This window comes from Pontibacter lucknowensis (assembly GCF_900156415.1).
GTDB lineage: Bacteria > Bacteroidota > Bacteroidia > Cytophagales > Hymenobacteraceae > Pontibacter > Pontibacter lucknowensis.
In genome coordinates this window covers 253,434-269,227 of the sequence record NZ_FTNM01000006.1, presented here as the reverse complement: position 1 = coordinate 269,227, position 15,794 = coordinate 253,434, and the positions used below count along the sequence as shown (strand labels likewise).

General features: G+C 47.6%; 12 protein-coding genes and 1 tRNA gene. 10 read left to right on the top strand and 3 right to left on the bottom strand.

The features are described 5' to 3' along the window. Window positions 1-140 precede the first annotated feature (140 nt). Window positions 141-857 (bottom strand): protein-L-isoaspartate(D-aspartate) O-methyltransferase, encoded by a 717-nt coding sequence (locus tag BW972_RS17920; RefSeq protein WP_083674250.1) that lies wholly within the window; start codon window positions 855-857, stop codon window positions 141-143. A 122-nt stretch (window positions 858-979) separates the two neighbouring features. Further along, window positions 980-4,114 (bottom strand): T9SS type A sorting domain-containing protein, encoded by a 3,135-nt coding sequence (locus BW972_RS20090; RefSeq protein WP_076423127.1) that lies wholly within the window; start codon window positions 4,112-4,114, stop codon window positions 980-982. Between the two features lie 914 nt (window positions 4,115-5,028). On the opposite strand from BW972_RS20090, the gene BW972_RS17910 reads away from it, so the two are divergent. The 7 genes from BW972_RS17910 to BW972_RS17885 all read left to right on the top strand — a co-directional run bounded on the left by BW972_RS17910 (window position 5,029) and on the right by BW972_RS17885 (window position 13,768). Then, the gene (locus BW972_RS17910; RefSeq protein WP_143732136.1) at window positions 5,029-6,240 is read left to right on the top strand and encodes a serine hydrolase domain-containing protein; all 1,212 of its coding nucleotides are present in this window, start codon (window positions 5,029-5,031) and stop codon (window positions 6,238-6,240) included. Between the two features lie 19 nt (window positions 6,241-6,259). Beyond that, window positions 6,260-6,649 (top strand): DUF2255 family protein, encoded by a 390-nt coding sequence (locus tag BW972_RS17905; protein WP_143732134.1) that lies wholly within the window; start codon window positions 6,260-6,262, stop codon window positions 6,647-6,649. Window positions 6,650-6,815: 166 nt separating this feature from the next. Continuing rightward, a complete protein-coding gene (locus tag BW972_RS17900; protein ID WP_076423126.1) occupies window positions 6,816-7,427 on the top strand; it encodes a MarC family protein in 612 nt (203 codons plus the stop codon). Between the two features lie 61 nt (window positions 7,428-7,488). After that, window positions 7,489-8,163 carry a site-2 protease family protein gene (locus BW972_RS17895; protein WP_076423125.1) on the top strand — a complete coding sequence of 225 codons (675 nt, stop codon included), beginning with the start codon at window positions 7,489-7,491 and terminating at the stop codon, window positions 8,161-8,163. Window positions 8,164-8,365: 202 nt separating this feature from the next. Continuing rightward, window positions 8,366-8,527 (top strand): hypothetical protein, encoded by a 162-nt coding sequence (locus BW972_RS19935; protein ID WP_155800627.1) that lies wholly within the window; start codon window positions 8,366-8,368, stop codon window positions 8,525-8,527. A gap of 168 nt (window positions 8,528-8,695) precedes the next feature. Next, complete coding sequence (locus BW972_RS17890; RefSeq protein WP_076423124.1) at window positions 8,696-10,540, top strand: PLP-dependent aminotransferase family protein; 1,845 nt, start codon at window positions 8,696-8,698, stop codon at window positions 10,538-10,540. Between the two features lie 558 nt (window positions 10,541-11,098). Next, window positions 11,099-13,768, top strand: a complete 2,670-nt coding sequence (locus BW972_RS17885) for a cation-translocating P-type ATPase (RefSeq protein ID WP_076423233.1) — start codon at window positions 11,099-11,101, stop codon at window positions 13,766-13,768. A 181-nt stretch (window positions 13,769-13,949) separates the two neighbouring features. Here the strand turns inward: BW972_RS17885 and BW972_RS17880 are convergent. Next, a tRNA-Glu gene (locus BW972_RS17880) sits at window positions 13,950-14,021 on the bottom strand. 197 nt (window positions 14,022-14,218) lie between these two features. Here BW972_RS17880 and BW972_RS17875 point away from each other — a divergent pair. From BW972_RS17875 to BW972_RS17865, 3 genes are all read left to right on the top strand, one after another. Beyond that, window positions 14,219-14,494: a hypothetical protein gene (locus BW972_RS17875; RefSeq protein WP_007654589.1), complete on the top strand. Its 276-nt coding sequence runs from the start codon at window positions 14,219-14,221 to the stop codon at window positions 14,492-14,494. 75 nt (window positions 14,495-14,569) lie between these two features. Further along, entirely contained in the window at window positions 14,570-14,878 is a 309-nt protein-coding gene (locus tag BW972_RS17870; RefSeq protein ID WP_007654587.1) for a hypothetical protein, read from the top strand. Between the two features lie 147 nt (window positions 14,879-15,025). Next, window positions 15,026-15,736: an SIMPL domain-containing protein gene (locus BW972_RS17865; RefSeq protein ID WP_007654579.1), complete on the top strand. Its 711-nt coding sequence runs from the start codon at window positions 15,026-15,028 to the stop codon at window positions 15,734-15,736. Window positions 15,737-15,794: the final 58 nt, after the last annotated feature.

Below are 15,794 nucleotides of genomic sequence, written 5' to 3'. Positions count from 1 at the left end.
TATAAAAAGTCAGGCAAGCATAGGATAATAGCTATGCTTGCTGGTTGCTATATAGCGCTTACGCAATTTTGCAGGTATGGGTATGTTTTTTCAGATAACGCTGCCTAATCTATTCTACTTTAATTCGGGATGAAGGGTGATTACCGCTGTCCTTCCCTTGTAAAGGGGACAAATACGACAGGCATCAGGTTGCGGGTCACAGCTTTGCCCTTTTTCTTTTCGATCAGCTTGAGGGTTTGGGTACTGTACACAGGACCGACAGGTATAACCATGCGGCCGCCTTCTTTGAGTTGTTCAAACAGGGGAGGGGGAACTGACTCGGCACCGGCCGTCACGACTATGGCGTCGAAAGGCGCGTGCTTCGTCCAGCCAGCATAACCGTCGCCTATTTTGACTTCCACATTTTCATAACCCAGTTGTTTTAGTCGTGCAGCCGCTGCCCGCCCATGCTCCGGTACAATTTCGATGGTGTATACCTGCTTTACGATTTCAGCCAGCACAGCAGCCTGATAGCCAGATCCTGTGCCGATTTCCAGCACTTTCATATCTGGTTTAGGTCTGATCACCTGCGTCATGTAAGCTACCATGTAAGGCTGTGAGATGGTTTGTTTGTGCCCAATGGGTAATGCGCCATCAGAGTAGGCTTCGGCAGCGATGGAGGGAGGCACAAAGAGGTGCCGTTGCACGGAGCGCATGGCATTTAGCACGGCTTTGTCACTTATGCCCCGTCGCTTGATCTGCTGCTCGACCATTTGCTCACGCTGCACTTTGTAAGCGTCTTCCTGAACGGGCGCAAACAGCAGTATCAGAAAAATGAATATGTTAACCGGAGATCCCATCACACCATCAATCGTCACATCAAACCTCTTCCTTTATATACTTTAGATATAAGAAGATGTTGGCACATATTATACGACAAAAAATGCCCCGACTTAGCTGGAGTCGGGGCATTTCAATAGAATTATTATACCTCTATAGCTTATCGCTTCAGAACCAGCTTAAAGGTTTTAGAACCGGAACTACCTACCAGTCGGGCAAAGTACATACCCTCCTTCAGGTCTTTGCCGTTCACCTCAACACGTGTCATTTCGCCGGCTCTGGCGGTGCCTGACTGCAGTTGCTTTACCAGCATGCCCTGCGCGTCGTAGAGGTTGATGCTGTAGTTTTCTGTCTCACGCACAATGAACTCTACAGTTGTCCGGTCGCTGAAAGCGGTAGGATAGGCCATCGCATGGGTAAAGTTCTCCACAGCTACAGTGCAAGGGCTGCTTGTGACGCTCTCTGTGTGGAACTTGATGTTGTCGATAGCGGCTGATCCAGCAAAATCGCCAGACCCGTCTCTGCCATCCAGCACTACTTTCATTTTCATAACGCCTCTGGTATTCCCCAGGTTGACAAGTTGCTTGCTGTTCATGCCGAGCGGCTTCAGGTATACCTTGTTCAGCTCCTTGCCATTCGCATCGTAGAGGTATACCCAGGATAGATCCTCAAATTTGTCCATACCTACTACTCTGAACGATTCCATCGTCACAGGTCCGATGGCCGAGAAGTCCAGGATCAGTTCGCCGCCCCACTGTGTGGCATCCGGGTAGTCATTCTGGTACTGGTTGATGATGAGCACCTGGCCCCAGTCTGTAGTATAGAGGTTGGTGTCGTCGCCTGTCGGGTCTTGGGAGTCGAAGATGGCGGCATGGTTCTCTGGTGCGTATGTACCATCTGGGTTGCGTTTTCTTCCCGTTATCGCCACTGGTCCTGCTTCGGTGTCAATGCTCGAGATCAGGCCTCTTGGCTGGTCGTCGAAATCAATCAGGTGCTGCGTCATGGTCACCTCAGTTGAGCTAGGCGTTACCACCACACTGGTCGAAGCAGAGCATCCACCATCAGGGTCAGCCACGGTGAGGGTATAGGTGCCCGCCACTTTCACCACAGGGTTTTGTTCTGCTGAGGTATAGCCATTTGGGCCTGTCCAGCTATAGGTCGCATTTTCAGCTGAAGATGAGCTTGTAAGTTGCACGGTTCCAGTGGTGCAATCCAGCTGGCCGCCTGTAGCGTTTACCGTCATATCTTCCTCACGGATAACTTTTACAGTAAAATAAGATACGCAGCCACCTCTCATCAGATTAAGTTCCATCGTGTAAATACCTGGGGCATCTACTACTGGGTTTAAGGTATTGTGTCCTGATACAATGTTACCTCCATGGCTTGCAACCCATTGCACCATGCCATGACCTGAACCTTCCAGAGTGACGGTGCGATTCTTGCAGGTCAGCACTTTTTCTGGACCGGCACTGCCCTCTGGCAAGGTATACCTGCTTACTCTAATCGGCTCAGATGTGGCGGTAAGATTACGGGCCGTATATGTAACCATTAAGGTATAATCGCCAGCCTCAGTAACAGACACGTTTTTGTCGTTGGATGTATAGCCATTAGGGCCGTTCCATTTGTAAGTGATTCCTTCTGTCACGGTCTGTCCATCGAGCATGGCAACGCCCATCATATAGAAAGAATCAGCAGGGTCACAACCAAGTTGCGGAACACCTGAAGTGGAGATACGTGCTACTAGTGGACTCTCCCCTTCTTCGCGGGTAACTACAACCTCATCAACAAATGTGCATTTGCCTAGACGGTCGGTAATTACCATACGATATGTACCAGGAGTATCAACTTCCGGATTGAGGCTCCATGGTTCCTTTATGGAAGCACCAACATTATTAAACCACATTACTTCATAAAAATCATTGGGTACTGACCCTGGTACTACTGACCCTTCGAGTCTAACAGTAGGGTTTTCGCGTGTCAGTACTTTGTCGGGGCCTGCACTTCCTTCGGGAGAAGGCATTCGAGAAACAGTCATTGTCGCGGTTGCTGTTGCTCCTGTGGCAATGTGTGTAGCCACAAGTGTATAATCCCCTGGCTCATAAATGATTGCTTTCTGTTGTATTGACGTGTAACCAGTAGGACCAGTCCAACTGTAAGTAATACCCTCTTTTATTTCCTCTCCATTAAGTGTAGCGTAGGCATTCAGTGTAATAGGATTTCGATCACAATCCAGTTGTTTTGAAGAGCCATCACCAATGCGTGCAATGAATTGATCTTCTGCTTTGGTAACTTTTACGGTGTATTCTGTCTTGCATCCTCTTCCATCCTGAAGTACTAAGGTATAGGTGCCTGGGGCATCCACAATCGGATTAAGCGTTCTGTAGCCCGAAACAAAATTACCCCCATCGCTGGCTAACCATGTAGGTTGCCCGGAGTTATTTACCACTGATCCCTCTAGTGTAACAGTAGGGTTGTCGCGTGTCAGTACCTTGTCGGGCCCAGCACTTCCCTCAGGTCTGGGTCTCTGAGAAATTTCACGTGTCGCTGTTGCCGTTAAGCCAGTAGCAAGGTATGTTACTACAACTGTATAATCACCTGGCTCTGATATGGTTGGCCCTGATCCTTCTGAGGAAAAACCATTAGGACCAGACCACTTGTAGGTAAGGCCCTCAGTAACCTCATCCCCATTCAGGTAAACATGCGTGTATGCATGAATAGGTGTGCCATAACAATCAATTTGTAAGACACTCCCGCGGCCGATATATACCTCCAAAACATCTTCTCCCTCAGTTACCTCTACCTGATCCTCCATGGTGCAGCCAGAAGTATGGGTGAGGGTTAAGGTATACGTGCCTGGTGCGCCAACGCTTGGGGTAAAGGTGTCAGCACCAGAAACTATGTTGCCTCCGTTGCTGGCAGTCCAGGACGGTGTAAACCCAAATGTTTCCCATGGGTGGGATTCAGCAGCCAATTGTACTGAGGTTTCAGATGTTCTAATCACTTTGTCAGCACCTGCAGCTCCGGCAACACCTCTTACCACGTATTTGGCAGAAGCGGTCAAACCTGCAGCGTTTTGGACCGTGAGTACATACTCGCCTGCTACTGTCACAGCAATCCGAGAACCAGTTGACTTGTAGCCCTCAGGTCCCGTCCAGCTAAAGGAAATGCCATCAGGGTTCTGTTGAACTCCGTTCAGATAAACTGTGGCCACCAAGGTTACTTTCTCGTGATTGCAGCTGATCCAGCCCGGGCCCAGGTGGTTTTCGATGGTCACTGTCAACTGATCCGCTACCATATTAGCATTAGCTGTCGTGTTTGCTTGCAGCCCAGTAGCCGGGTATAGTAAAAAGCACAATAGGCTAAAGGCAAAAAGACGCCAAAGCCGGGAGGAGGTGTGGTAGCTTTGAAATTCAGGAATTGTGTAAGTGTAATTTTTTTTCATAGTCGATGATTTAAAATATATGCTGGTAATTGAAATTAAAATGAAACAGACAAGGCGCTGCCAGGCAGGGATTTTTATGTGTCCCGCTCAGTTGGTGAAGTATGTGCCTTGATATATGGTGCCCCTAAAAGGGAAGGTCAATCAGCCCTTAGCTTGGTGGTGAGGTAAGATAATATGGGCTATTTAGCGGAAGAAGTAAGTTTTTTTCCATAGTAGAGGGTTACGTGTACTGGTTAAAAATATTATTAAAACTATATACTGATTCTGCAGCTGATTTTAAATGTACTGTAAACGTTGCTATTAAAACTGCTTTTAGTTTACATGCCTTGCTGTACGGGATTGCATTAATTTTATTTACATGATTTTATGAAATTTTTTAATTTGATTAAAAGCATGGTCAGAATGCGCTTTTAATTAGTGAATACAAGATTAATTTGAGTCTAATAAGAAGAGAGGTGCTAGAAGAGGATTACTAAAGTTGTACAGTTAAGGGTCTGATGGTTATTTGGTTATGCTGATTCAGGAGTAAGGAAACATCCGTATGATTTAAAAATAGTGCAATTAAACAGACTGATATAATTTAAATAATATAGGGCTTCAAAAGTATTCAGGCCTGTCTAATTCATCCTGATCCCGATTTTGCTGTAGTCAGTTATGGTGAATTTACTAGTGGACCTTCTTTTACAAATTTGTGAAACTTCCTTTCCTAAAAACCAGAAACTTCCTTTATATTTAAAGCTCATTTCCCTTGTTGGTATATTTCAGGTATGGCTTTTAGTAACATTCAATCGCTTTTAATCCGGAGCGTAGTGGCATGCGCTTTATTTCTATCTTTTAGTGCCTGCTCCGGCTTTCAGAACGAAGAGCTGATCGTCGAGGAGGACTGTGAATTACACGTAGAGGTACCTGAAACCTTTACACCCACCATTGCGACCAAACTTGGTAAAGAGGTCGATTCCCTTTTCACGCATTTGCACAAGCGCAAGGGCTTTAACGGGACAGTACTCGTGACCAAGTATGACCAGATCATTTACCGTGGCGCTTTCGGGTATGCTGATTTCAAGACGAAAGACACCCTCAGCACCCAGACGGTTTTTCAGCTAGCCTCCGTATCGAAGCAGTTTACGGCCATGGCCATCATGATGCTTAAGGAGCGAGGTAAGCTTAGCTACGATGACAGCCTGCAGGTATACATCCCTGATTTTCCTTACAAAGGCATAACTGTGCGCCAGCTACTCACGCACCGCTCCGGCCTGCCCAACTATACCTATTTCAGCGAAGAATTCTGGCCAGACCGTAAAGTGGACCTGAGCAACGATGATGTACTGAGCATGATGGCTGTGCACAAACCCAATATTTATTACCAGCCTGACCGTACCTTCAGCTATAGTAACACAGGCTATGCGCTGCTGGCTTCCGTGGTAGAAAAGGCTTCCGGGCAGCCTTTTGCAGAGTTTATGCGGGAGCATATTTTTGAGCCGCTCAAAATGCATGACACCTATACCTTCAACCACGAACTGGTCACCCAAACCGGTCGTGTGGCTACAGGGCACATTGGTGGTCGTCGCAAGCGCCTGCCCGACTACCAGGACACCGTGCTGGGTGATAAGGGTATGTACTCAACCGTAGAAGACCTTTATAAATGGGACCAGGCGCTCTATACCCAAAAACTGGTGAAGCGCGAAACGCTGGAGGAGGCCTTTATGCCAACCGGAAAGATCAACAAGCGGGCAGAGTCCTATGGCTTCGGCTTTCGTCTGAAGCAGGTGGAGAGTGGCGATACTGTAATCTACCATGGCGGCTTGTGGCATGGTTTCAACACTTATTTCCTGCGCAACCCAAAAGACCACAGTTCCATCATTGTGCTCAGCAACCTGACCAATGGCAGCCTGAACTACATGAAGGATGTGCGCAATTTTATGTATCCGGCCCAACCAAAAAGTACAAAGAAACAGGTGCGGGTAGCCAGTGCACGCTAAATCTCATCAGATACAGATCATGAAGCAACAACCCTTCCCGACTGATTTTATAGCCTACCTGGGCTCCTCCACATTAGTAGGTATAAAAGGAGGCGTAGAACGTGAAACTTTTCTGAACATCTGGATGGTCGAAGTAGCAGGAAGGGTTTTTGCCCGAAGCTGGACCAAAAGTAACAGAAGCTGGTTCACTGCTTTTCTGGAAGAAGGCGTCGGGCAGATTCAATACGGCCAACATGTGCTGAACGTAAGAGGAGAGCAGGTAAGTGATACTGACCTGAACCTGCAAGTAGACCAAGCCTACAAAGCGAAGTACACACAAGAGCACAACCTGCCGTATGTAGCTGGTATCACGCAGCCCGAGTACCACACCTATACCATGGAATTCATTTTTGATAACCAGTCGATTTAGCAGATACTGGCTTCTCTCCCGAATAATATTTTCTGAACGAACAGCCAATCCTTAGGTACTGGCTGTCAACTAAAAGTGGGTTGATGACTCGCCTGATCCCGCTTTTTACATATCTACCTGTGCTGTGCTGCGTAGTTAAAGGCACCCTCAACCAGTCCTGATATTTATGATTACAGCAATCGTTAGTTTTTTGGTAATGCTCAACCCTTTTGCGCTTTTCCTATACCTGAAGCCCATCATGAAAGACCTGTCGGATGAAGACTTCCGATCTGTTTTTATTAAAGCCAGCAGTATTTCCTTTGGTATCTACCTGGTTTTTCTGCTGCTGGGCGACCTGGTGTTTCAGAAAGTGTTCCGCATCAATTTTGAGTCATTTCGGATATTCGGCGGCGTTGTGCTGTTCTCCTTTGCCTATATGTTTATCGTGCAGGGCAAGAAAGCCTTCATCCAAATAAAAGGCGATCTTCACGATCTGGCCTCAGAAATTGCTCTGCCCTTCATGGTGGGTGCCGGTACCATATCGCTTACCGTACTGATGTCGGAGCAACTGGTGCTGTGGCAAGGGGTGCTTTCGCTCGTGAGTATCATGCTGATCAACTTTGGCATTATCATGGGGCTGAAATATATACGCCGGAGTATGCGCTCCAAAAAAGTGCAGGTTGCTTTTGACAAGAACATGGAGTTGTTACTGCGTATCAACGGCTTTTTCCTGGGTGCCATCGGTATCGACATGATTGTGTCAGGTATACGCAACCTGGTAACACCTGAGGTCATGTGATGGCAGTCATATTTGCTTCTATGGCAGCATCCGGCTTTCTGTAAAACGTATACCTGAAGCTATGTTTGAAATAAATGACCTCCCTAAGTTTTTCCTGGCTTTCTTTCTTGTACTACCGATCATTTCTTTTGTGCACGAGGCAGGGCATGTGTTTTTCGCCTGGCTGATGGGAGGGAAGAACATAAAAGTTTCTATAGGCGCTGGTAAAGTGCTTTTTAGGATAGGTATAGTGGAAGTTCGAAAGTACTACTTTTGGTATGGCCTCTGCACTTTTGAAAACCTGAAGCGAAACGAACGGTTTGCCAACATCCTCATATTTTCTGGAGGAGCATTGTTTAATACACTTGCAGCGCTCGTGGTAATTTACCTCATCGAGAACAAGACACTGGAACCAGGTATACTCACTTACCAATTCACGTACTTCTCGCTATACTATGTATTCTTTGCCCTGCTGCCCATGCCTTACCCGGATGGCAACGAGAGCGATGGTAAAGTGATACTTGACCTGATTCGGAACAAAGCGCAGTTTAAAACATACCGGGTGGAATGGAATAAGGAAAAAAAGCAGTGGTGCGTGCTGGACCATGACAGGGAGCTGGTACAGGCATTTGAAGGCGAAGAGCAGGCCCTGGAAAAGGCACATGAGGTAGCGCAGCAGAATAGGCCCAGCCGGCTGAAAATCTTCAAAAGCGGCAAGGAAACAGAAGTGCAGAATTATCCGAAAATACCCTTGTAATAAATGGGTTGATCCTAATCGTTTCAGGTATACCTGGGTGCTGCTGCGCTAGCCCTTAGGTATGAATTGTCGGACTCTCTCCATATGGATTTAGCGGCTTTGCGTAAATATTTGAAGGAAGCTCAGCTGTGCAATAAGATTATTATGGAAATTGGGGCTTAGTAAGATTCGAAAATCAGATACTTTAAAAATAAATCAGGTTATGAGTACCAGAGCAAGGGACCAACAGAAGAAGCAGCGCCAAAAAGAGTTTCTGGAAAGGAAAAAACATCAGGAGTCTCTTAAAGCTGCGGCGAAAAAAGCTAAACGCAATGCATCTAAAAATGATGATGAAATTGATCGGTTACCTGCATCCGAAGACTAAACTTGTACCTCTCTTTTGCAGAAGATTATGCGGTAGCCTTCTTTGGTGTTGAAGGCCTCCGAATAACCAACAGTAGTAGTGTAGCATCTTCTCAATCAGTTTAAAACTAGGCAGGAAGTTATATTTTCTACTACTTTGTATTTTATAGCTTACCTCAAGATAATAATTATGGAAGGAAATAAAGTGCTTCATTATATACAAGGTGTATTAGAAAATATGCCAGCTGATTGGTTGAAGCTCACCACCCACCGACTGGATATTTACAATGAACAATTAGCCAAAACCCAATTCTTAGAGCAGTTTGAAAAACTGTACAAAGACAGCAATTCTGAAACATCAGCGCTCAGTGAATTGCCCACTGCATTTGATTATATCCGGTTAGGGCATCCCTTATCTTCTGTACTGGAATGGAGTGTTGCCAAGTTGAATAATCTGAAACCGGAGAATGTTATCAGTTTCTCTTCCAGAACGGTTCCTGTCTTAGCAATTCTCAGAAAGAACTTACTGGATCGTAAGAACACGCAGATTCTTTATTCCGGCGATTTACCAGATGCCTTCGATGCTGAAGTGCTGAAGCAAGTTTATGGTTATAAATTTGACTTAAAGCAGGTTGGGAAAATAGAAGAGGTTTCTGAATTTAATGGTAGTACCATTTTCATTTCGCAGGATGATGAGATTGGTAAAGTGGAACTCAACCCGATGATTGATTTCTTTGTTCAGGTTCACTCTCAGTTTGGAAGTATCTTATTGGTGAATGGTGAACAAAAAGAGCGCTATATCTCCGAAATTCAGCATGTGCGCAGAAGAGAAACCATTGCCATGACGCCGGCCAATAGTTTTGCTGCCTTGCAGCAGCTGACAGGAAAACCTTCTTCCGATCATAGGCAGCGTGATGTAGCCAAGAACAAAGCCCGTGTAGTAGAGTCAATCAGAAAAATCACGGGAACTAATACAAAAGCGCTCGTTGCTTCATCCGGCCTGTCTATGCAGTATGCCATCATGATGGGGCTGGTACACGAGGCCCTGGAAAGACATAAAGGAAAGGGTATTCGCTTTATTGTTCCCCCCAATTGCTATGGTGGAACAAACGACCAGGCAAGACGGGTAGCTGCCTGTTTGGATAATGTGGAAATAGTGGACTTACTTGTTGATGGGGAGCACGATATGGTTCAAAGTATTGATACCGTGCTGGACAGGATTGCCAACCAGGACGCTGTCCCTTACATCATCGCTGAGATTCCAACAAACCCGAGGGTCGAGGTTCCGGATCTTCAAAAACTAAGAGATGTCTTAAGTAAAGAGCGTAGGAATGCAGCCGGTGAGGTTGCGATCGATCCGGTCTTTATCCTGGATCAGACATTTTGCCCGAATGTACAGTTCGCAAGTGAAGGAAGTATCCTCTCCACGATCAGAACAATTTCATATGTTAGCGGATCGAAATTCCCGAGTGGCGGAAAAGTTACTGCTGGCTACTGTGTAGCAAACAAAAAGGCAGAAGCTTTGCTCGAAAAAATAGAACAGCACCTGATACTCTGTGACAACGAGGCTACAGATCTTCAGATGGAGATACTCGCAGAGCAGTTGCCTTCCATGAATCAACGGATTGCAGATGCTTATAAGAACACACGTGACTATGTAAACTTCATCAAGGAAGTTTTGCCAGCAGCTAAAATCAATTTTGTTTCCGAAGAACTGGCGCAGGAAGGATTTACGCCATCCGTGTTTTCACTGGATCTTCCTACGAAAGGGGATACCGATGCAGAAAGGGAAGCCTATAAAAGGGAGTTGAATTTAAAGCTGATCAATTTAATGATCGAAGAAATTCCCCACGAAAGTAAATACTGCGTGAGCTACGGGCAACTGAAAGGATGTTATTGGACAATACCTGCTACATCCACTCAAGGGACAACGAAAGAAGACGACAAGGACTACATAGCCCGTGTAGCACTTTCACCTGACATGGACCTTGAGCTGCATAAAAAGGTCTTTTTAAATTTTGTGGAGCAGATTTGAGTCTTTCACAACGCCCCATTGCTACAGGTTGCAATGGGGCGTTGGTGTTCAGGCCAGGTAGACCAGGGAAGTCTGCACGGGTGCTTGACATTGGAAGAGGTTGAAGAAACGGTAGCTCGTATAAAAGGCACCTCCGTAGTGGCAGGGGACTTCAATGTAAGGGATGTGGCGTCTAAATAACTCCTTTGATGCAACATCTCTTATCTTTCGGTGGCTATTGAACCACGTGTACGTCCCCAAAGAAATCAGAATGGTTGAGCTAGAGAGACTAAGAGAGTTCGGATCCTATCACTTTCCTATATTCCCAAATACCTCCTATACCTGACCTGATTTGAAAATCGACTAAAAAGTAGGCTGATTTTATTAGTTGAGCGTTTGAAGACAGGTAGATTACCAACCTTAGCACAACCTGACAGTTTTCTGTAACTTCTATTGAATTGTTTGGAGCGCCCCAAAGGCAAGCCAAGCATTTTCAGTATCACTAAAGGCTATAATATAGTTTCAGAAGTTAATGGTGATGGAACCGCAACTTATATTGGTGATGTAAATCGAACCTCTATGAACAATTGGCATACAAAAACAAGCGAGCAGGTCCTTTCTGAATTGAGGACATCAGCCACAGGTCTTACAGATGCCGGTGCAGAGGCTATTCTGAGGGAGGTGGGGCCAAATAAGCTGGAGGAAAAGAAAGGGAAAAGTCCTTTCAAGATGCTGCTTCAGCAGTTCACAGAGACCATGGTGGTTATCCTGATAGTCGCCGCGTTGCTTTCTCTTTTCCTTGGCAAGACCACCGAGGCGGTGGCCATCCTCGCTATCGTGCTGCTCTTCGGGCTTCTCGGCTTCTTCCAGGAGTACCGCGCAGACCGCGCCATGGCCGCGCTGAACCGTATGGTGGTTCCGAAAGTGCGGGTCAGAAGAGGCGGGAAAGTCAGGGAAGTTTCGGCAACCGATTTGGTGCCTGGAGACATAGTAGAGCTGGAGGCAGGCAACGTGGTACCTGCAGACCTCCGGGTGATAGACGGATTTAACCTCAAAATACAGGAGGCAGCCCTGACAGGTGAGTCGGAGCCCATAGACAAGGACACCGCCCCTATCCCCAAGGAAGACCTCCCGCTGGGTGACAGGAAGAACATGGCCTACATGGGCACGGTGGTGACCTATGGAAGAGGGGTCGGTGTCACCGTCTCCACAGGGATGCAGACCGAGCTCGGGACAATCGCCAACCTCATAGACTCCGTTGAGTCAGGCAAGACCCCTTTGCAGGAAAGGCTGGACAAGCTCGGCAAGATGCTTGCCCTGTTCGGCGCCGCGGCGGCCGCACTGGTATTCGGTGTGGGGATGCTTATGGGGGAGGCTGCCGCAGACATGTTTCTCACAGCTGTGAGCGTGGCAGTGGCTGTCGTTCCCGAGGGACTTCCTGCGGTTGTCACCATCACACTGGCATTGGGAGGGCAGCGCATGCTAAAACGAAACGCGCTGATCAGAAAGCTTCCTGCAGTTGAGACATTGGGCTCCGTCACGGTCATCTGCTCAGACAAGACAGGCACCCTTACCCAGAACAAGATGACGGTGACGGTGGTGGACCTGCCGGAACGGTCGGTGGAGATAGACCCCTCCGCCATGACGGAAATGGACAGCGCGTCAGCAGATGACCTGGATTTCGCCCTTGCCGTTTCGGTACTATGCAATGACGCCACCCTCGACCACGGGGCAGAATATGATAGCGGGAAGGTCATAGGAGACCCTACAGAGGCCGCCTTGCTCATAGCCGGCGCGAAAAGAGAAATCAGTAAAGAGCATCTCTACGAAACCCTGCCGAGGGTGGATGAGGTGCCTTTTGACAGCACCAGGAAAAGGATGTCCACCATTCATAAAGTGGAAGGTGGGTTACCCGGTTATTTACTTCCGCTTCAGAACACTCCCTTTTTGCTCTGCACCAAAGGCGCGCCCGATTCTCTGCTGAGCGTTTCGGAGTATGTGTGGGTGAACAACTCGCAGGTGCCGCTGAACGCTGAGTGGCGGGAGCGAATTCTGGAGGCCAACTCGAGGCTGGCCCAAAATGGCATGAGGGTGCTGGGGCTTGCTTTCCGCAGCCTGGAGGCGCCGAGCAGTGGAACGGATGCGGAGCAGGGGTTGGTCTTCGTAGGCCTTGCAGGTATGATAGACCCGCCACGTGAAGAAGTGAAAGCGGCCGTGGAGAATTGTAAACTAGCAGGTATTCGCCCTGTCATGATTACCGGCGACCATCCCCTGACTGCCTCGGCAATTGGCCGTGAGCTGCTGTTCACGGAGCAGTATGATGCGGTGACAGGCCAAAAGCTGCAGCAGGCAGATGAGGGTGAGCTCCTGGGTTTGGCCAAAACCACCTCCGTCTATGCCCGCGTCTCCCCGGAGGACAAACTAAGGATTGTAAGCGCACTGCAGAGCCAGGGGGAGGTCGTGGCCATGACGGGCGACGGGGTGAATGACGCCCCGGCACTGCGAAGGGCTGACATTGGGGTAGCCATGGGCATAACCGGAACCGACGTGGCCAAGGAAGCGGCGGACATGGTGCTACTCGACGACAACTTCACAACCATTGTCGCTGCTGTGGAGGAAGGCAGGGTGATATTCGATAACCTGATTAGGTTCATCAAGTTCTCCCTGGCAGGCAACATCGGCAAGGTGCTGATCATGCTCCTTGCTCCCCTGTTTGGTATGGTCATCGCCTTGCAGCCCTTGCAGCTGCTGTGGCTGAACCTGCTCACAGATGGCTTGCTCGGCCTGGGCTTGGGCACGGAGCCTGGGGAGAAGGACACCATGAGAAGACCACCGAGAAATCCGGAGAAAGGGGCGCTGGAGAGAAAAGACTTCTACCAGATGGGAGTAGTCGGCGTGACCATTGCGGCGGTTTCGCTGGGACTGGCCCTGTACTACTACAACCCAAACAACCCTGAGGACCTGACCTGGCAAACGATGATTTTCGCGACCGTAGGGTTTGCGCAGGTTTTCCAGGCCCTTGCTTTGCGCTCTTCGGCCCATTCTCCGCTTGCCATCAGCACAAACCCACTGATGGTAGTGGTGGTGATATCCGCTATCCTGCTACAGCTCGCCGTTATTTATCTGCCGTTTATGGAGAGCTTTTTCAGGCTTGTGCCTTTGTCAGCACAGGACCTGCTGATTTCTATTGCAGCAGGGAGTTTGGTTTTTATTGTTGTAAAAATAGATAGGAAAATCTTCAGAAGGTAAGGTTGAGTCTAGTACTCCTCAGCCACTGTTCCTAATCCATCCGGGACAGGGCAAGATGAAGGCTTACTAAATCACCTGATAAATCCTCAACCTACAGTATTGATACTTTTCGGGCTGGAGTAGAAAGTGGTTGAAAAAGAAAAGGGGAAAAGCGATTCTCAAAATCACTTTTCCCCTTTTGTAGTCCGTAGGGGAATCGAACCCCTGTTGCCAGAATGAAAATCTGGAGTCCTAACCCCTAGACGAACGGACCGTGCTACTGTATTGCGGGTGCAAATATACAAGCTGATTTTTAGTATGCAAAATTATTTTCCGAAAAAGTGGAAGTTCTGCATCGTCCCCCCTTTTGATGCCTTAGCAGGTGATTCTTGCATATGACGAGCGGTAACTTTTGTAAACTTCATCTTATCTTGTGCCGTTATACTTTCATTCATAAAAGAGATAAATACTATGTCAAAAAGAGCACTATATACCGGCGTAACGCCTGAGGCTTACAATGAACTGAAAAGCAAACTTCAGACCTATGGCATGAACTTACAGGGCAACAGCGGACGCATAAACGAGAAGGGGGTCAATGCCAGTTTCAACTATAATCCTGAGGCAAAGTCGCTTGAGATCAGTGACCTGTCAGTAGGATTTCCGGCCAGCATGATGATCAGCGCCGAAAGTCTGATGCAGCGAATGAGCGAGATGATCACCAAGTACGGTGGTCGTGCAGAGGGGTAGGTCATATCCTGTCGCGCATAATGCCGTATAAGAAAATCACTTGAACTTAATACCTAAACGAAACCGAGTATAACTATGGAAAACGATAACAAGAGCAACCAGAATGCCGGCAATGGCGGACAAAGCCAGGGCAAGAAGGAACAAAGTGCTCTCAAACTTCTACAGCCACATGATATGTCTAAAACAGTGGAGTCGGCTATGCATGTGTTCCAGGGCAAACATGATAAACTGCCTGAGCTATTGCACGATGTTGGCAAACTGGTGCTGCAGGGTGCCCGCCGCATGAGCACGACACAGCTTATCCTGACGGCTGGTGCTGTGACACTGGGCGCTGTGCTGGTAGCCAAATATGTAGCTGACCAGGATTTTGACTTAGAGGCTTAGTAAGCAACTCATGCTATTAGAAACCCTTCGCTTAAATCGTGAAGGGTTTTTTTGTGCAAATCCATTTCTGGTACGGCCTTTGTAATTGGTTCTATATAGCAAGTAGCTATATTTACCAGAGTGTTTCTAACCTTTTTATTCAATACTATGAAAAAAGTATCTTTTATCGCCCTTGTGTTTTTGCTGGCAGCTATGTTTCCGGCAATGGCCCAGCAACAGATCATGCCTCCGCTTATCAGTGTGAACGGAATAGGGGAGGTGAAGCTTGAACCAAATGAAGTTGTGATAAGCCTGGGAGTGGAAACACGTGAGAAGACCCTGGATCAGGCCCGGAAGCAAACCGATAAGCAAGCCGCTGCCATTATTGCCTACCTGCGCAAGCAGGGAGTGGATGCCAAGGATATCCAGACCTCTTTCGTGAACCTGCAGCCTATTTATTCAGGTAACGAATTTGGGAAAGCACAGCCCGAATTTTACATGGCGCAGAAAACCATGACCATTGTCATCAGAAAAATCAACAGGTTTGACGAACTGCTTTCTGGTTTGTACGACAATGGGGTGAATCGCATCGATAACATTTATTTCAGAGTTTCAGACATTGAGAAGCACCGTGCTGAAGCCCGCAAGAAAGCGGTGGCCGATGCCAAACAAAAAGCCAATGCCCTGACAGCTGAACTAGGTGCTAAAGTGGGTAAGGTATACTCCATCAACGAACATACTTCTAACGGCTCTCCGCGAATAGGCTATGCTAAAATGTCGATGGATATGGAAATGGCACAAAGTGGCGGTCCGTCCATAGCAGGAGGGGAAGTGACGGTGACTTCTAATGTTAACGTGAGCTTTGTGATAGAGCAGTAGAGTATAATAGTAACCAAATTAAAAAGAGCTCCCTGGCACAGGCCGGGGAGCTCTTTTT